The organism is Microvirga arsenatis (assembly GCF_009910705.1).
GTDB classification, from domain to species: Bacteria; Pseudomonadota; Alphaproteobacteria; order Rhizobiales; family Beijerinckiaceae; genus Microvirga; species Microvirga arsenatis.
Genome location: NZ_JAAAXJ010000005.1, coordinates 239,820 through 256,632 on the forward strand (window position 1 = coordinate 239,820; position 16,813 = coordinate 256,632).

Here is a 16,813-nt window from a genome sequence, read left to right on the forward strand (position 1 = left end):
ATGCGTGATTGGACAAAGACCCTGCGGCCGGCGTCGTTCCGCGGGGTGCCGTTCCACGTCGAAACCGAGGGGATCGTTGCCGGCCGCCATGTCGCCGTGCACGAGTATGTCCGCTCGGAGGAGATCCAGACGGAGGACATGGGGCGCAAGGCCAGGCGCTACCGGGTCACCGCCTATATCGCCAACGACGTGGCGGACATGCAGGGTGCGGCGCTCGTCGCTGCCCTGACCGCCCCGGGAACCGGCATGCTGATGCTGCCGATGCTTGGGCCGGTCGAGGTCCGGATCTCGGGCGACGTCAGCACGAACCATTCGAAAGACCGGCTCGGCTATGTCGGCTTCGACTTCGAGGCCGTCGAGGCGGGCGCCAGTTCGGCGTTCCCCAGCCTTGCGCTCGGCGATCGGCTCGCCGGTGCGGCGGCCGGGCTAATCGGCGGCGCGGCGAGCTCCATGCTTTCGGGTGTGGCCGGTTCCCTGCTCGGCGGCGCCAGCCTCTCGATGGCCGGCACCGTCACCCAGGCGCTCGGTGGCGTGGTCGGTAATCTCGCGACCTCCCTGCCGCTGCCGGTGGATCTCGGCGCCTCGCTCGCCTCGAAGGTGGCAGGCGCCGGGGTCCTGGCCTCCGGTCTCACCTCGGCAGCCAGTCTCGGTGGCGCCGTCGGCACGCTCTCCGGCGTGGTGCGGGAGATCGGCGGGTCTGCCAATCCGCTCCAGGCGGCGCCTATGATGCTCGCCGCTTCCCGGCAGGCGGGCGCACTCGTGAAGGGACTGTGATGACCACGCTCTATGACGATGCCTTGGCGCTGATGAGCACGTCGTCCCCGGCTCTACAGGCGCAGTCGCGCTTGGCGAAGGCGGCGGCGGCGTGCCTGGAGGCCGCCCTGCTCGCCGAAGCCGCGGTCGCCTACGCCAGCATCGAGTATGCCGACCGGCGGCAGGCGGAGGCTGCCATCCAGGAACTCATGGCGACCGCCGAGCCAGCGCTGGAACAAATCGCGGAATACACCAACGAGGAGGTCTGGCGGGCCGCCTCAGACGCGGTGCAGCACGCCATCGAGCATCTCTCGCGCACGTCCCTCGACCTGAAGCCCGTGGTGCTGGTCGAGAGCATGCGTTCCTTCCCGTCAACGGTGCTCGCCTGGCGTCTCTATGGCGATCCGGAGCGGGCCGAGGAGCTGGTCTCGCGCAACGGGGTGACGACCTCGCTCTTCATGCCGACCTCCCTGGAGGCGCTGGCCTCATGACCGAAGAGATCGTGACCCTGGTGGTCGGCGGCAAAAAGCTCGCCGGCTTCCAGGAGGTGAACGTCACCCGCTCGATGGAGCAGGCGGCGATCACCTTCGGCCTTAAGGCCACGAACCCCTCCTGGCACGAGGATGCCTGGGAGCTGCGGCTTGGCGCGCTGGTGGAGCTTTACACCAACGGCGACCTCCTGTGCCGGGGCTACATCGACCGCTACGAGGCCGACCATGGCGAAGGCGGGCAACACGAGGTGCGGGTCTCCGGCCGGTCGAAAGCCGCGGATGCCATCGACTGTCCGCCGGCCAAGCACAAAACCGGCCGGGTTGAGGGCAAAACGCTGGTCGACGTGGCTAAGGAGTTCGACGAGTTCGGCATCGGCTACGAGGCCGACGTGCCGCTCAAGCCCATCCCGAAGGTGCAGCGCTATCCCACCGACAGCGTTCACGAGACCCTGGAGCGGGAGGCGCGCGCGCAGGGCCTGATGCTGATGGGCAAGCCCGACGGCGGCGTGCTCATCACCCGGGCCGGCTCGAAGCGTCATGCCGGGGCGTTGGTCGAGGGGCAGCCGCCGATCAAGCGCTTCGGGGTGAGCTTCTCGGCCGAGGGCAAGTTCTCCGAGGTGACGGCGAAGGCGCAGCGCGCGCTCGGCACCAGCGCCAAGGATCTCCGGCAGGAGGTGAAGGAGTACGACCCGGAGGTCGGCCGCTACCGGCCCCTTGTCGTGTTCCTGGAGGGGGACGGCACCGAGGAGGACCTGAAGACCCGGGCGCAATGGGAACGCCTGCGGCGGCAGGGCACGAGCACCTCGATCCCGATCACGGTCACTACCTGGCGTGACGCTGACGGCCTGCTCTGGGAGCCCGGACGCCTGATGGCGATCAAGCTGCCGAGCGAGCGGGTGGATCAGGACATGACCCTGTCCAGCGTCACCTTCACCCAGAACCATCAGGGCACGATTGCGGTGACCACCTGGGTCGATCCGCGCAGCCATGGCGGCAAGAAGCCGAAGGGCAAGTCCGACAAGGCTTACGATGCCGGCAAGGGGCTGTTGGAATGAACTACGACATCTTCCGCACCGAGCTGCGCGAGACGCAGGACGATGGCGACCAGCAGACGGTCACCCTCTACGGCGTCGGTGGCGAGGAGCTGACGCGGGTGCACCGGGTGCAGCCGTTCGGCCTCTCCTCCCATCCGCCCGTCGGCTCCCACGGCATCGGCATGGCCCTGCATGGGAAGCGGGATCTCGTTGCGGTCCTCGGCCTGGAGCACCCGCAATACCGGCCCAAGGCCACCCAGCTCGGCGGGACGGTGCTCTACGACATGTACGGCTCGGCAGTGTCGCTCGTGCAGAGCAACATGCGCATCGTCCACGCCCAGAAGATCGAGCATGTCTGCGGCGCCGCCACCCTGGTGATGACCGCCGACGGCAAAGTGAAGATCAATTCCTGATGCCCAAAGTCGCTCGCCTCGGAGACTCCTCAGATCATGGCGGGGTCATCATCTCGTCGTCCGCGCGCACCTATGCCGACGGCATTCTGATCGCACGGGTCGGCGATCTCCACGATTGCCCGATCCCCGGCCATGGGGTGACGCCCATCCTCACCGGCTCGCCGAACCTGGAGGTTGAGGGCAAGTCCGCCGCCCGGATCGGTAGTGTGTGCGGCTGTGGCGCGGTGATCTCCGACGGCTCGCCCACCTTCGAGTGCTCCTGAAAGGGCTCTCCATGCTCACCATCAAGCCGCTCTCGGCGGCGGACCGCACGGTCCTGCCGCCCGATGTCGTGATCGTCGACGGCACCACCGGGGACTTCGTGCTCGACGAGCGCACCGGCCTGCGAGCGCAGAACCCGATCGCCACCGCGATCGTGCTCTGCCTGCTGACCGACGCCCGGGCATCCGCCGACGAGCTGCGGCACGAGCATGCCGGCGACGCCCGCGGCTGGCCTGGCGACGGCTTCGACATCGACGCCTCTCGCAGCGAGACGGAGCTCGGCTCCAAGCTCTGGCTCTACCGGCGGCACGAGCTGACGGACGAGACGGGGAGGGCGGTCGAGGACGAGGCTCGCCGCGCCCTGCAGCCGCTCATCCGTCAGGGCGCCGCTGCCCGCATCGAGGTGAAGGCGGTGGTGCAGAAGGCGGAAGGGCGCATTGCTCTCGACGTGGCGGTGATCGGCCGTGACGGCCGCACCTCCGCGAATGTTCGTTTCGATCCCCTCTGGAAACTGGCTCAATGACCTTTGTCGTTCCCAAGCTCTCCGAACTGTCGCAGCGCGCGCGCCTGATCATCGCCAATGCGACGGAAGGGGCCACCATCGACCTGTGGCCAAACCTCTTTCCGATCCTGGCCAAGGTGCTCGCCCTGCACGCCAAGGAATGGCACCTGCGGCTGGGCTTTCTCTACCGGCAGCTCTTCGCCTCCACGGCCGACGAGGTCTGGCTGACCCGCCACGGCTTTGAGCTCGGCATCACCCGCATCCCGGCCACGGCAGCGACCGGCGCGGCGACGATCTCATGTCCATCCGGCACGGTGATCCCCTTCGGGCTCACCTTCCGCCGAGCCGATGGGGCGCTGTTCCGCACCCGCGCCAGCGCCGTCGGAGCAGGGGCTGCAACGAGCATCCAGCTGGAGGCGCTTACCGCTGGAGCGAGCGGCAACACCGACGTCGGGCAGGTCCTGAGCCTCGTCGATACCGGCGTCGTGCCCGGCCTTGGCACGACCGCCACGGTCGCGTCGGGCGGCTTGGGAGGCGGCGCCGATGTCGAGCCGGTCGAGAGCTTCCGCCAGCGCATCCTCGACCGCAAGCGCAACCCGCCCCAGGGCGGCTCGGCCACGGACTGGATCCGCTGGGTGAAGGAGAGCTCCGGCGCCATCACCCGCGTCTTCGTCGACAGCTTCATCGGCGATGCGCGCGAGGTCTGGATCTGCTTCCTGCGCTCCGACCGCGTCAACGGCATCCCGACCGGAGCCGACGTGGCGGCGGTGCAGGCCTATGTGCAGGACCCGATCCGCCGTCCGGTGACGGCGCGTGTCACGGTCGTGGCGCCGGTGCCGCAGGCGGTGAACCTCACCATCGCGAACCTCAGCCAGGACACACCGGCGATCCGCGCGGCCGTCGAGGCGGAGCTGAAGGCGATGTTCGCCGACCGCGCCGCGCCGGCAACCCCCTCCAAGAGCTTCCAGCTGCCGCGCGCCTGGATCTCGGAGGCGATCTCGCGCGCCACCGGCGAGGAAAGCCACTCCCTTCCGGGGCTGCCCGAATACCTCACCTATTCCACGCCGGCGCACTACCCGGTGCTCGGCACGGTTTCCTACACTACGGTCTAAGGAGTTCCCCTCATGGCGGTTCAGCCCGGCTGGCCTTGCGCACTGCTGCCTGCCTCGCCGCCCTCCGTGGGCGACCGGCTGAGTGCTCCGGCGCAGGAGGATCTGCTGCCGCAGGTGATCGCCACCGCCCCGCGCGGCGTGATCTGGGGCACGGACGAAGCCAGCGACGGCACCGGCGCCTCGCCGGTGATGCGCAAGGTCTGGACGGCCATGGCCGGCTGGATGGCGGACCTCTACAAGGTTGCCTTCGACACGGCCGCGCAGTGCTTTCCCTCCGGCATCACGTTCTCTCTTGAGGACTGGGAGGCGGAGTACGGCCTACCCGATCCCTGCACCTCGCCGGAATCCGGCGTGCAGGGCCGCATCAATGCCGTTCGGGCGCGCTTCGGCGCGCAGGGAGGGTCGAGCCCGGCCTACTTCGTGTGCCTGGCCGCCTCGATCGGCTACGAGGTCACCATCACCGAGCCCGCGGACTTCATCTGCGATGTGTCGGAATGCGACGGCGACGACACGGTGGTGAACGTCAACGGGCACCATGAATGGGTGGTGCGGCTCAACGGGCTCGGCGACACTTGGTTCTATTGCGACGAGGGAGAGTGCGACGACACGCCCCTCGAAGGCTTCGTGGTCGCCACCGATCTCGAATGCCTGTTCCGGCGGGTGGCGCCGGAGCACACCACGGTCGTGTTCGATTACACGGTGGCCTTCTGGTCGATGGAGGGCAGCGGTCTCGACTTCGACTTCGTGAACGACGTCTATGCCATTGACCGCACCACGACGGAGCGGGCGGCGGCTTTCACCTGTGTGCGCGCCTCTCCCGGCATGGCGCAGCGCGCGGACGGCACCTGGGTGTCGTTTGCGGCCAACGAGCCGCGCATCACTGACAACGGTCTGCTGGTCGAGGAGGCGCGCGTCAATTACCTCACCAACCCAGCCAATCTTGGGGCGGTCGTCGGCGCGAAGGGCGCGGGCGGCGCGCTGCCGACAGGCATGGGATCGGGGGACTTTACCGCTGCCCAGATCTGGCAGGTTCTTGGAACCGGCACCGAGGATGGCATCCCCTACTTCGACGTGAGGGTTCACACCAACGGCCAGAACAACGACCGCACCTACTGGGCGTTTGCATGGAGCAACGGCAACCAGAACAACTTTGCACCTAACGATGTCGTCTCAGCGGCGGTCTTCATCCGGCAACTGTCCGGGAGTAAACCCTCGCAGGCGCAATACTGCATCCGCCAGAGCACGAACACAGGGGCCTCAGCGGGTTCTGATCTGAGTGCGACCATTCCGCAATCGTTGCTCGATGCTGCTTCCCTGAAGGATGCAAGGTTCAAGACTGAGAACCGGACGCTCAATGGCGCATCGGTGGCCAGAGCGCATACGTTCCTGATCGTCACGGTTCCTGTCGGTGCCCCGTTCGACCATACGTTCCGGATTGGCATCGCGGACCTGCAGAAAGGGGCGTTCATCACGTCTCCGATCACTAGCACCGTCACGAATGCTGTCGTGACGCGCCAGGCCGATCAGATCACGCGGGTGCTCGGGGCAGAGTTCAATCCGGTCGAGGGCACCTTCTATGCCGAGGCGCTTCATAACCCCGGGACGGCTGGGCTTGCATCGGATACCCTCCTGCACATCGATGACGGCACCGCGTCAAACCGCATGATGATCACGCGCAATATCCCGAACATCGGTGGGTTTGTGGTGACGAGCGGCGGTGTCACAGGGTTCGATGTGGCCCCAGGCGCAGCTATCGCCGATGGCAGCGTGTCGCGCATCGCGGGCGCTTACAAGGCGGCCGATTGCGGTGTCTCGAGTGGCGGGTCCGCAGTCGCGACCGGGGCGGCCGCTATCCCGGCCGTGTCGGCCTTGCGTCTCGGAACCCGGCCGGGAGGTACGGTTCCTCTCAATGGCTACATCCGGCGCATCACCTACTTCCCCGAGCGCCTCTCCAATGCGGAGCTTCAGGCCCTGACCGCCTGAGGCTCCATCCCCCTTCCATTCCGCCTCAACCACTTCGGGAGTTTCCTGATGCGCTATGTCGCGCCCTCCGGTACGCCGGATCCCTTCAATGAAAGCGTCGGCTATGTCGGCCGCAACCTCGCGGCCGGCACGCAGGGCTCGCGCATCCCGCCGCGGGCCGTCGAGCATCCGCAGCGTGAGATCGTCAACGTCATCAAAGAGGTGCTGACGCCGAGCGAAAGCGACACGACCCAGCTTCTCAAGGCCATCAGAGCTTTGATCTCAGCCCAGGCGTCGTCCTATGCCGTGCTCGCGCACACGGAGCCGGCCGGAACGAATGCCGGCAATGCGCCGGCCGCCAACACCTGGTTCACGCGCAAGACCAATGCGATCATCGCCGATCCGAAGGGTATCGTGACCCTGTCGTCCGATCAGTTCACCCTTCAAGCGGGGCGATATCTCTTCCAAGCCTATGTACTCGGTGAGGCCGTCCAGCGCCACATGGCGCGGCTCTACAACGTCTCCGATGCCGTCGTGGTGGACTACAGCACGACCGCGAACGCGAACGACGCCGGATCGGCTGACCTTGTGAATTCCTATGCGATCATCTTCACCGAGATCAACATAGCATCAACCAAGACATTCCGCATTGAACAGCGCGTCGATCAGGTTGGGTTCTCAGGGCAGACCTACGGACTTGGTCTGTCGAATACCTTTGGCGCTCCAAACCGCTATACCCTTATCACCATCCAGAAGGTCGGCTGATCATGACACTCGATGAAATCGCAATCCGTCGCGCCCTGACGCATCTCGGCATCCTCGACGGCTACCGGGATGTCTCGTCTTACGAGGCGTTCGTCGAGACGGCGGACGCTGATGGCATTCGGGAACGCTACGGCAGGGAACTGCCGACGGAGCAGGAGCTGTTCAAAGCCCTGGCTGAGGCGGACCAGGCGAGCGACCCTCCCAAGCGCCGGTTCTCCTTCCTCGAGTTCATGGACCTGTTCAAGGAGCCCGAGCAACTGACGCTTGTAGAAGCCTCCATGACCTTTCCGGCGATCAAGCTCTGGTACGACCGGGCCGTCGGAGCGCAGTTCATCGACCTCGACGATCCGCGCACGGAGGCAGGCCTGCAGAAGCTGGTCGATGAGAGCCTGATCTCGGCGGAGCGTAAGGTATCCGTCATGGCGGGGAAGGGACCAGCCTAACTGCTATTGCGCTGGGCGGGGCCACCGTCACTGATCCGCCGTTGTGGCTGGATTGGGGATGAACCCGACACCGTCCTTGCCGATCTGTGATCCCGGCTGACCGTCAGCCGCAGAACAGCCGCCCCGCTGGGCGGCTTTTTCTTTGGGGGCAAACATGAAACTCATCGACAACGTCAAGACCGTGCTGACGAAGGGCCTCAGCGCGCAGGTGGTCTACCTGGGGGCGCTCGCCGAGATCGTCCTCGAATACGTGCTTCAGGTCGGCGGACTGCCCCCTTGGGCCGTCCTGGTCCTGCTCGGCGCCATCTTGGTCGCCCGCGTGATCAAGCAGGACTCCGTGTCCGGCGGGGCGTCCGAGCAGACGGAGTCCGACCCATGGGCCGTGTGATCACGAAACGACGGTCGGCGGCGGCCGTCGCGCTCTGCATGACCTTCACGGGGGGCTGGGAGGGCGTTCAGACCTTCGCCTATCCCGATCCCGCCACGAAGGGGCACCCCTGGACGATCTGTTACGGCGAAACCGAAGGGGTCAAGAAAGGCGACAGGCGCACGATCGAGGAGTGCAAGGAAGGCCTGCGCAAGGGAATCGAGGAGCGCTACGGCGCAGCCGTCGATGCATGCACCAAGGTCGCGATCACCGACCGGCAGTGGGTGGCCTTCACATCATTCGCTTGGAACCTCGGCACGGGCCGGTACTGCAAAAGCATCGCCCCTCTCGTGAACGCCGGAAACATCCGGGCAGCGTGCGACAAGCTCATGGAGTTCGTCTACGCCAACAAGATCAAGTTCCGGGGCCTCGTCCGCCGCCGCGCGGCGGAACGGGAACTCTGCATGGCGGATCTCTGACCATGCTGAACCTGAACCCCTGGATCATCGCGGGCGGCCTGGCTGCCCTGATTGCGACCGGAGGCGCCGGCTACCTGAAGGGGTATGCCGATGCCGACCGGAGCGCCGAGCTCAAGTCTGTCAAGGAGCAGCGTGACGGGCTTCTCCAGCTTTGGACCGCCGAGCAGGCTGCCCGTGCGGCCGATGCCGCGCGCTACGCCGAAAACGAAACCCTCCTGCGCGACCTTCAGCAGAAAGCCGAGGCCGATGCCCAGAACCTTCAAGACGGGGATCGCGTCTGCCTCGATCCTGCTGACACTGACAGCCTGCGTCAGCACTTCCGCGCCGCGCGCTGATCTGCCTGCCATGCCCGCGGACTTGCCCTCCTGCTTCGCGCGCCTCGTGCCGGAGCCAGGCCCGGGCGCGCTGACCAAAAGCCAGGTCTTCGGCCTCATCGCCCGCCTGCGCCGCTCCGAGCTGGAGAAGGCGCAATGCGGGCGCCGGGCGCTCGCCTTCTATGACGATCTGAGGAAAGGGCTCGCGAAATGAGCGACGATACCCGCGAGCGGATCGCCGCCCTGGAGGTCAAGGTCGAGCACCTGACCGAAATGCAGGAGCGCAACACCCGCGTGGTCACCGAACTGCGGGATCTCCTCCTGCAGGCCAAAGGCGCCCGCTGGCTCCTCGGCATCCTGATCGCCATCGGCAGCTTCTCGGCCGGCATGCTGGCCAAGTATCTGCCCTATCCCCTGACGCCACGGTGAGGCCGTTCATGAGCAAGAAAGCCAAGCCCGTTCAGGGGCAGCACATTCGTCCGGAGGTGGAGGCCGAATTGGAGCGACGCATCCGAGAGCGGCCACAGGTTCCGCCTGCGCACCACGCGGATGCCCTTGGCGTCGGCCGTCGTTCCGCTTGGCGGATTGCGGCCCGCATCCGGGAGGAACAAGGCGCCGCCGAGCTTCCTTCCGAAGCGACGGAGCCTGCCGAAGCGGGTGCCCATCGCCTCGGCGGTACGGCGGCCGACCGCCGCATCGTCGCCCTCGAGGACGAGAACAAGCGGCTGCGCAAGGAGCTGAAGGAGGTGCACCGGGCCGAGCTGACGGAGGAGAGCGTTCGCGCGATCCTCGGCCGGATCGCCGATGCGCCCACCGAGCCGCCGCGCTGGCTGCTCTCGCCGGACAAGGCCTCGGCCGACCGCACCCCCGAGGTGCCGGCGACGATCTGGTCGGATTGGCACCTCGGCGAGGTCGTCTCCCGGGCCGAGACCAACGGCCTGAACGTCTACGACATCGCGACCGCCGAGGCGCGGGTGCGCCGCCTGGTGGACGCTACGGTTCATCTGTGTCGACACCACGGCCCGGGTCGCTATCCCGGCATCGTGGTGAACCTGCTCGGAGATTTCGTCTCCGGCGGGCTCCATCCCGAACTGGCGAAGACGGATGCGGAGGAATCGATCCCCTCGGCTCTTCGGGCGCGTGATCTGCTGGTGTGGGGTCTGGAGACGCTGGCGGCCGAGTTCGGGCGTGTCTACGTGCCCTGCGCGTCCGGCAACCACGGCCGGGCCACGGTGAAGCCGGAACACAAGCGCTACGTCTTCAAGAACTACGACTGGCTGATCTACCAGCTGCTCGCTCGCCATTTCGAGGGAAGGCCGGAGTTCCACTTCGACATCCCGGAATCGAACGAGGTCTATTACCGGATCTACAACCAGCGCTACCTCGCCATGCACGGCGATCAGCTGGGGGTGAAGGGCGGTGACGGCATCATCGGCGCGATCGGCCCGATCATGCGCGGCGAGGTGAAAACGCGGGGGCAGGCGACCTCCTCCGGGCGGGATTACGACGTGCTGCTGATGGGCCATTGGCACCAGGAGCTCTGGCTGCCGCGCGCCATCGTGGCCTCCTCCCTCAAGGGCTTCGATGAGTTCGCCAAGAACGTCCTTCGGGCCCCGCCGGGCGAGCCGTCGCAGCCCCTCTGGTTCGTCCATCCGCGCCGCGGCATCACGAGCCGCTGGAGCGTGAAGGTGGAGGAGCCGGGGGCTGGCAAGAGTGTGGGCTGGGTGTCGCTGCCGGAAAGGGAGGCCGCATGAAGCACCGTCTCATTGGCCTCATGGGCTATGCCGGCGCAGGCAAGAGCGAGGTAGCCCGCCTCCTGCGGGAGCGTCACGGCTATCAGTCGCCCCATATCGTCCAGCCGCTCAAGGCCATGCTGGGCACACTTCTGCGGGAAATCGGGCACGATGCGGAAACCATCGCCCGGTATGTGGACGGGGATCTGAAACGGGAGGTGATCCCAGAACTTGGGGTCACCTCGACCTGGGCGCAGCAGACGCTCGGAAACGAGTGGGGCCGGGTCTGTATCCGGCCGGACCTGTGGCTCTCGCTCTGGCTCGCCAGGGCGGACAAGATCATCGCTGGGGGAGGAAGGGTCGCGCAGGAAAGTGTGCGGTTCCCCAACGAAGCGGAGGCGCTTCGCGCCCGTGGCGCGCTGCTGATCGAGGTCCGGCGCCCGGGCGTCGGCCCGCTGTCGGATCATCCCTCGGAGAAGCTGCCGGCGCAGGCGGATCTGATTCTCCAGAACGATGGATCCCTTGACGACCTCCGCGCTGCCGTCGACAACCTGATGGCGGCTTGACCTGAACACCCTGATTTGCCCCTCTCCGGCTTCCGGCCGGGGAGGGGCTTTTTTGCGTCATGTCGCGCGCGCGTAAGATTAAAGGCCTATCGACTTTCCGGCTTCCTGAACGATGTGACAATATCGACCGGCGCTCAGAATGATACTTTGTTCCAGCACGGCATCGGGCGTCCGGCTCGGTGCGGGAAGGGAGATCGGACGGCCTCATGACCCGTCTGTTGAAGCGCGAGCTATTCTAACCGTGCCGGAGGCAAACCCGGCCCGTGCACCCTGCCTCTCTGGCCTTCGGGCTGGCGGGGCTCCTTCTCTCGGCTAAGCCACCCGAGAACGGTACAGGAACATAGGGGCTTCTGTAGTGGGGGATGCGCTGTAACGGACCTCCGCTACCATCAATCACTTGAGTGCTTAGAGTGATTGCAGAATAACAGGTTCTAGCCTCCTGAAAGGTAGTGCCTCCAACGTGAAAAGCTCAATGGCTTCTGTTGGCTTAGCAGTCTTTCCATCGATGGCAGGTGTCTGCTCTTGACCCAGAGCTGCCTCTCGCTGCCCCGGTTGCAGTGAATGCGGGCGGAGTATCGAGGTTGCGCAGACCACATCATTCGGGGGTGACATTGTGGCCGATCGACCAAACTCCTGATGAGACCTAGAGCCCGTGGCCTGCTCCAGCCTCCCTAGATCTCCCGGCCTGAACGGCAGCTAAGCGCGCATTGGGCAAATGGGTTCCAGGTGGAGCCATACGCTCGCGCTACGGCTCCTCCGGCGCAGGAGGGTTGCGAGATGAAACAAAAGCTTTTTGCAGGATTGATCCCGGGATTTCTGATCCTGTCGGCGCCAGCATCGGCACAGCAAGGCTTCTTCGTAAACCCCTGGCCGATAAGAAGGTGACGGAGCTGCCCCCCGGAGAGTTATTCCGGCATATCAACACATTTGACGCGAAGGAACAGGCGGCGGCAGATCCCCTCGGGTTGGTGGCCGAGTACGACGGCAAGGTCTGGCTCTTCACGCTGCGCCGCGCGGGTGAGGGTGCCAAGGGCGGCACGGTGGTTGCTGAGATCGGGCCTATTCCTCGCATCACGGCTCAGGAGTATCTGCTGCGGTCAACGAGGCCGGCGGTCCGAAGGGCAGCGCCACGGCGACGCACACGCATCCGGGCTCGGAGGCATTCTACGTGCTCAGGGCGAGTTGACCCAGAAAGCGCCACACTGGGTGGCTCGCCTCACCGCTGGCCAGAGCATGGTTGGCCAAGGGGCAGACATGCCGATGGTGGGGTCGAATAGCGGCTCCGAGGACCTGCGTGAGTTCGCGCTGTTCGTGGTTGATGCCAACAAGCCGTTCTCGTCGCCGGCCAGGTTCGGCTGATGAGAGCGGTCAACCTCGTCACCACCCAGTATTCGGACTCATGAGCCCGAGGCAGCAACCGGAAAGGAGCGGCATCAGGACCCATAATCTCTCCAGACGGCTCGCCCTCCGGACCAGCAGGGCGTAGATTGTTCCGAGGGCAAACAGCTCTCGCCCAGCCAGGCGGAGTTGGGCCGGCCCGAACATGGTCTCGTGCGGGAAGGTTACCATGCAGCGCCGCCTGACTGCGATAATGGTGGCCGACATCGTCGGCTATTCGTCCCTCATGGAGGAGGCCGAGGAGCATACGGCCGGCCGGGTGGCCCGTTGCCGGGAGCTTGTGAGGGAGAAGGCGGCCTCCCTCGGCGGCCGGATTTTCAACACCGCAGGCGATGCCTGGCTGGCGGAGTTTGCCAGCCCCATCAACGCCCTGCGTTGTGCGGCCGAGATCCGCAGCACGCTCGCGGGCACCGAGAGCATAGAGGCCGATCCGCTCAGGCTGCGCTTCGGGCTCCATCTTGCCGATGTCGTGGTCCAGGGGAGCGATCTGCTCGGGGACGGAGTGAACGTCGCGAGCCGCATCCAGCAGGAGGCGGACCCCGACAGCATCTTCATCAGTGGGGTGTTCTTCGACCACGTGCGGCGCAACTCGCCCTTTGCCTTCGAAGACTTGGGGGAGCGACGTCTGAAGAACCTGTCGCAGCCAATTCGCATCTACCGGCTGCGGGAGGAGCTGGCACGGCACAGACTGCAAACCGCACCGACACGCATCCCAGCTGCCGTAGAGAAACGCCCCTTATCGATCGCGGTCCTACCGTTCCGTGTCATGGGCGGGGACGAAGATCAGCGGTTCCTGGCCGAAGGGCTGACGGATGAGCTCATTGTCGAACTGGCTCGTTTCCGGCGCCTGTTCGTCAGCTCTCGTAGCGCGAGCTTCGCCCTTGCCGACGCTGATCCGGTCAAGGTTGGTGCCACGCTGGGCGTCGAATACGTCCTGGAGGGGCGGGTCCAGAGGATTGGTGATCAGATGCGGATTGGCCTCACCCTCATTGAGACGAAGAAGGGCTCAGTCATATGGAGCGACAAGATCTCGCGTCCCTTCGCCGAACTCCCGGACCTGCTCGACAGGACGGCGGCTAGGATTGCTGCGACGGTATTCGGCCGGATGGAGGATGACAGCATGGTCACGGCCCGGCGCAAGCCCCCCGAGAACATGTCAGCCTTTGAATGCTTCCTCCGCGGACTCGAGCAGCACCGTCTTGGCGGCGTACTGGAGGAGCACTCCCGCGAGGCAGTGCAATGGTTCACCCGCGCCGTCGAACTCGACCCGAACTACGGGACGGCCTACGCTTGGCGGGTCTGCGCGGCGTCCGACCTCCCGGAGTTCAGTTATCTGGAGAGCGAGCCGGACATTCGCCGGGCGCTGGAGCTGGATCCCTGCGACGCCGAGGCGAACCGGATCGCGTCCTTCTTCGCGCTGCTGAAGGGCGATTTCGACCAGGCCGCGGTGCTGATGCGCCGGGCCATGGAGCTGAACCCGTCCGACGCCTACATCAAGGCGCGCTGTGCGGCTGTCGCGACGTTCATCGGCGAGCCCGAGGAGGCGCTACGGCTGCTCGACGAGGCGGAGGCTCTTGATCCACTGCTGCCGGTGTGGTGCGTCGAGGAGCGCGGCATCGCCCTCTATGCAATGGCCCGCTACGAGGAGGCACTCGCAGCCCTGGGCAAGCTCGTGTTCCAGACGTTCCGCTCGCGGCTGTACCGGGCCGCGGCGCTGATGGCGCTCAACCGGCCGGAGGAAGCCCACCCGCTTGTCAGGGAAGCGATTGTGGGAAAACCGAACTTTACTGTGTCGCGGTTCCTGTTCCAGGAGCGCTATTGTAACCCTTCGATGCGCCGGCAGTTGCAAAGCCGGCTGGAGGAGGCGGGAATGCCGCCGTGAAGGCACAAGGGCTCGCGAATGGCCGGTCCTGGCACTAAGCTGACGTCGCTTGAAATCTTTGATTTGAGCCGAGAGAAGGTAGCTGGTACCCAATACGAGCAGGTTGAGGGCTGGCGAGATCGGTCCTCCGCTACCAGACCTTCATCCTTGGGACTCGCTGATATCGTGCCGGTGCTGCTGAGCGTGGCTGGCCTTTTTGGCGCGATATAACGCTGGCACGGCCTTCCCCTCCCGCTACACTGCCTCCTGTACAAGAGGAGGACCAAGCATGTCGAAGGAGATCGTCGAAGTTCCCGTTCTGTCGGAGGGCGTGCGTCGGGTGGGTGTTCCGCTGTCCATGGTGACGAGGGCGAACGGGTTCGTGTTCGTGTCGGGAACGCCGCCATTCGATCTCGAGACGGGCGGCTTCGTCAAAGGCGATATCGAGGTGCAGACAGAGGCGTCCCTGCGGGCGCTGCAGCATTGCCTGGAGAGCGCCGGAACCTCGCTCGACAAGGTGGTGATGGTGCGGATCTATGCGGCCAATGCCGGCTTCTACGGCGCCATCAACCGCGTCTACGCGCGCTTCTTCCCCAGCAGCCCGCCGTCGCGGACCTTCGTGCCGGTGGCGTCCTGGCCCATGGAGTTCGACATCGAGATCGAGTGCATCGCGCTGGCCTGAACTTCTCCGGTCACGCGGCTGCGTTCGGCAGCATCCTGCGGAGCAGACGGGCCTCGGCCTTGAGGCTGTGGATGGCATTTCGCCCGGATGCCTTGGCTTGATAGAGCGCCTGATCGGCGGCCTCGAGAAGGATCTCCTTGTCGCTGCCGCGGCTTGGCTGAACGGATGCGGCGCCGATGCTGACCGTCACGATATGGTAGGGACTGCCTTCGTGGGCGATGCTCATGGCGGTGACGGTCTGGCGGATCTTCTCCGCAATCGTCAGGGCACCCGCCAGATCCGTTTCCGGGAGCACGATGACGAACTCTTCGCCGCCGAAGCGGGCAGCGACGTCGCGGGGACGGCGGATGTTGGCGTCCAGCGCCCCGGCGATGGCGCGCAGGACCTCGTCTCCCCTGCCATGGCCATAACGGTCGTTGAAGTTCTTGAAGTAGTCCGCGTCCACGTAGAGCAGCGACAGGGCGGTGCTCGAGCGAACGGATTGGCGCCATTCGCGCTCGAAGGTCTCCCGGAAGGCGCGGCGGTTCGGAAGGCCCGTCAGGTCGTCGGTTCTCGCGATGCGCCTGAGCTTCGTCTCCGCGCGCGTCCGGCGCTTCAGCTCGCGCTGGAAGAGGATCGTCAGCCCCACCACGGCACAGCAGAGCACAAGGGTCACGACGCTCAGGATCAAGACTTTCCGCCACCAGGAGGAGAAGACGTCATCCACCGAGAGCGCAACGGTCAGAACGAGGGGGTAGCGCTCCAGTCTCTCGAAGGAGATGATGCGCCGCACGCCATCGATGGGCGAAATCGACTCGAAGGTGCCGGACTTCTCCCGCAGGAGTCGCTGGACGTGGGGTGAACCGCTCAGATCCTGATTGATCTGCTTTTCGTCATAGGGAAAGCGCGTCAGCAGGATGCCGTCGTTGCGAAAGAGGTTGATGGCCGATTTCGCGCCCAGGCTCAGGTTGCTGAAGCGCTGGTTGATGGTGTCCAGGGGCAGCGCCCCCATGACGACGCCGGCGAAGCTCCCATCCGCATTGGAAAGGCGCCGGCTGATCGCGATGCTGATCTCGCCCTGTGACGTCTTGCTCCTGAAAGGGCGGCTCACATAGAGGCCGAGGTGCAAGTTCTCCTTGTGGACCGTGAAGTACTCCCTGTCAGCAACGTTGAGGGAGCGGGGGGCGATGATCGGGCCCGCATCCGCGATGAGGTTGCCGGCCGCATCCACGAGCAGCAGGGTTCCCATGAAAGAGGATGACGCCGCCCGGTCGAAGAGCATCCGGTACTGCAGGTCGGCGGGCATGTCGCGGAAGTTCAGATGGCGCAGCCCTTCCATGGCCCCTTTCAGCGACAGATCCAGGAGCTCTAGGCTGCCGTCAAGATCCCGGGCAACGGCCGTCAGCACGTTCCGGGAGGATCGCTCCGCCTCCTGCAAGGTGCTGAGGCGGTCAACCCAGAGGGTGTGGGCAGAAATGCCGAGAATGCCTATTGCGATGATCCCTGCGATCAGGTGCAAATAGACTTCCGAGAACAGACGTTTCATTCCGCCGCACACAGATTAAACTTGAATATATGTCTATAAACGATGCGGGAATGACTGGCTAATGGATTTGACGATATCCTTTAGGGGTAGGAGCCTTATTCAAGGTTATTTCAAACCGCTTCCGGCGTCAGTGACGACGACTATTGTAACGT

The 16,813-nt window shown here is 65.4% G+C and carries 21 protein-coding genes; 20 read left to right on the forward strand and 1 reads right to left on the reverse strand.

The features are described 5' to 3' along the window. The 20 genes from GR303_RS12460 to GR303_RS12550 all read left to right on the forward strand — a co-directional run bounded on the left by GR303_RS12460 (position 1) and on the right by GR303_RS12550 (position 15,136). A complete protein-coding gene (locus tag GR303_RS12460; protein ID WP_161725823.1) occupies positions 1–774 on the forward strand; it encodes a DNA circularization N-terminal domain-containing protein in 774 nt (257 codons plus the stop codon). Continuing rightward, the gene (locus GR303_RS12465; RefSeq protein WP_161725822.1) at positions 774–1,244 is read left to right on the forward strand and encodes a hypothetical protein; all 471 of its coding nucleotides are present in this window, start codon (positions 774–776) and stop codon (positions 1,242–1,244) included. The genes GR303_RS12460 and GR303_RS12465 overlap by 1 nt, the downstream gene beginning before the upstream one ends. After that, complete coding sequence (locus tag GR303_RS12470) at positions 1,241–2,299, forward strand: phage baseplate assembly protein (protein ID WP_161725821.1); 1,059 nt, start codon at positions 1,241–1,243, stop codon at positions 2,297–2,299. Before GR303_RS12465 ends, GR303_RS12470 begins: the two co-directional genes overlap by 4 nt. Continuing rightward, positions 2,296–2,691, forward strand: a complete 396-nt coding sequence (locus GR303_RS12475; protein ID WP_161725820.1) for a phage baseplate assembly protein — start codon at positions 2,296–2,298, stop codon at positions 2,689–2,691. The genes GR303_RS12470 and GR303_RS12475 overlap by 4 nt, the downstream gene beginning before the upstream one ends. Next, the gene (locus tag GR303_RS12480) at positions 2,691–2,954 is read left to right on the forward strand and encodes a PAAR domain-containing protein (RefSeq protein ID WP_161725819.1); all 264 of its coding nucleotides are present in this window, start codon (positions 2,691–2,693) and stop codon (positions 2,952–2,954) included. Before GR303_RS12475 ends, GR303_RS12480 begins: the two co-directional genes overlap by 1 nt. 11 nt (positions 2,955–2,965) lie before the next feature. Further along, entirely contained in the window at positions 2,966–3,475 is a 510-nt protein-coding gene (locus GR303_RS12485; RefSeq protein WP_161725818.1) for a phage GP46 family protein, read from the forward strand. Continuing rightward, a complete protein-coding gene (locus GR303_RS12490) occupies positions 3,472–4,566 on the forward strand; it encodes a baseplate J/gp47 family protein (RefSeq protein ID WP_161725817.1) in 1,095 nt (364 codons plus the stop codon). The genes GR303_RS12485 and GR303_RS12490 overlap by 4 nt, the downstream gene beginning before the upstream one ends. 12 nt (positions 4,567–4,578) lie before the next feature. Continuing rightward, positions 4,579–6,549 carry a putative phage tail protein gene (locus GR303_RS12495; RefSeq protein ID WP_161725816.1) on the forward strand — a complete coding sequence of 657 codons (1,971 nt, stop codon included), beginning with the start codon at positions 4,579–4,581 and terminating at the stop codon, positions 6,547–6,549. Positions 6,550–6,597: 48 nt separating this feature from the next. Further along, positions 6,598–7,293 (forward strand): hypothetical protein, encoded by a 696-nt coding sequence (locus tag GR303_RS12500; protein WP_161725815.1) that lies wholly within the window; start codon positions 6,598–6,600, stop codon positions 7,291–7,293. Positions 7,294–7,295: 2 nt separating this feature from the next. Continuing rightward, positions 7,296–7,736, forward strand: coding sequence for a hypothetical protein (locus GR303_RS12505; protein ID WP_161725814.1), 441 nt, complete (start codon positions 7,296–7,298; stop codon positions 7,734–7,736). Between the two features lie 154 nt (positions 7,737–7,890). Next, positions 7,891–8,124 carry a hypothetical protein gene (locus GR303_RS12510; RefSeq protein ID WP_161725813.1) on the forward strand — a complete coding sequence of 78 codons (234 nt, stop codon included), beginning with the start codon at positions 7,891–7,893 and terminating at the stop codon, positions 8,122–8,124. Then, complete coding sequence (locus tag GR303_RS12515) at positions 8,112–8,582, forward strand: lysozyme (protein ID WP_161725812.1); 471 nt, start codon at positions 8,112–8,114, stop codon at positions 8,580–8,582. The genes GR303_RS12510 and GR303_RS12515 overlap by 13 nt, the downstream gene beginning before the upstream one ends. Before the next feature lie 2 nt (positions 8,583–8,584). Continuing rightward, positions 8,585–8,917: a hypothetical protein gene (locus GR303_RS12520; protein ID WP_161725811.1), complete on the forward strand. Its 333-nt coding sequence runs from the start codon at positions 8,585–8,587 to the stop codon at positions 8,915–8,917. Between the two features lie 10 nt (positions 8,918–8,927). Further along, entirely contained in the window at positions 8,928–9,110 is a 183-nt protein-coding gene (locus tag GR303_RS12525) for a hypothetical protein (protein WP_161725810.1), read from the forward strand. After that, the gene (locus tag GR303_RS12530; RefSeq protein WP_161725809.1) at positions 9,107–9,325 is read left to right on the forward strand and encodes a hypothetical protein; all 219 of its coding nucleotides are present in this window, start codon (positions 9,107–9,109) and stop codon (positions 9,323–9,325) included. Before GR303_RS12525 ends, GR303_RS12530 begins: the two co-directional genes overlap by 4 nt. Before the next feature lie 8 nt (positions 9,326–9,333). Then, entirely contained in the window at positions 9,334–10,650 is a 1,317-nt protein-coding gene (locus tag GR303_RS12535; protein WP_161725808.1) for a hypothetical protein, read from the forward strand. Further along, positions 10,647–11,195 (forward strand): deoxynucleotide monophosphate kinase family protein, encoded by a 549-nt coding sequence (locus GR303_RS12540; RefSeq protein ID WP_161725807.1) that lies wholly within the window; start codon positions 10,647–10,649, stop codon positions 11,193–11,195. Before GR303_RS12535 ends, GR303_RS12540 begins: the two co-directional genes overlap by 4 nt. A gap of 1,206 nt (positions 11,196–12,401) precedes the next feature. Continuing rightward, positions 12,402–12,554: a hypothetical protein gene (locus tag GR303_RS24480; RefSeq protein WP_210254028.1), complete on the forward strand. Its 153-nt coding sequence runs from the start codon at positions 12,402–12,404 to the stop codon at positions 12,552–12,554. Positions 12,555–12,762: 208 nt separating this feature from the next. After that, complete coding sequence (locus GR303_RS12545; protein WP_161725732.1) at positions 12,763–14,475, forward strand: adenylate/guanylate cyclase domain-containing protein; 1,713 nt, start codon at positions 12,763–12,765, stop codon at positions 14,473–14,475. 268 nt (positions 14,476–14,743) lie between these two features. Beyond that, positions 14,744–15,136: a RidA family protein gene (locus GR303_RS12550; protein WP_161725734.1), complete on the forward strand. Its 393-nt coding sequence runs from the start codon at positions 14,744–14,746 to the stop codon at positions 15,134–15,136. A gap of 10 nt (positions 15,137–15,146) precedes the next feature. Here the strand turns inward: GR303_RS12550 and GR303_RS12555 are convergent, their stop codons facing one another. After that, positions 15,147–16,661, reverse strand: coding sequence for a sensor domain-containing diguanylate cyclase (locus tag GR303_RS12555; RefSeq protein ID WP_161725735.1), 1,515 nt, complete (start codon positions 16,659–16,661; stop codon positions 15,147–15,149). Between the last annotated feature and the right edge of the window lie 152 nt (positions 16,662–16,813).